This window comes from Pelorhabdus rhamnosifermentans (assembly GCF_018835585.1).
Classification (GTDB): Bacteria; Bacillota; Negativicutes; order UMGS1260; family UMGS1260; genus Pelorhabdus; species Pelorhabdus rhamnosifermentans.
In genome coordinates this window covers 1-215 of sequence record NZ_JAHGVE010000206.1, presented here as the reverse complement: position 1 = coordinate 215, position 215 = coordinate 1, and the positions used below count along the sequence as shown (strand labels likewise).

Sequence of the window (215 nt, the reverse complement as noted above, 5' to 3'; positions counted from 1 at the left end):
ACAGTAGCAGTAAAAATAGCGGGAAAAGTCCGGGGCTGCGGTGTAAGGAGCAAAATACCGCCATATTCGAGGAGCAAAGAGACACCAATAGCCGTAATTAAGATGGCTATTTTCGGTGCACTTCGGAGCGGTCGATAAGCAACGCGTTCAATAAGCATCCCAACCAGTCCTGTCATCACCATGGCGATGATGAGGGCTGGAAAAAAGCCGACATG

1 pseudogene is annotated in these 215 nt (G+C 49.3%); it reads right to left on the bottom strand.

Annotation, left to right across the window (positions count from 1 at the left end):
• Positions 1-215, bottom strand: a pseudogene (locus Ga0466249_RS26375) (branched-chain amino acid ABC transporter permease); the annotation flags it as partial.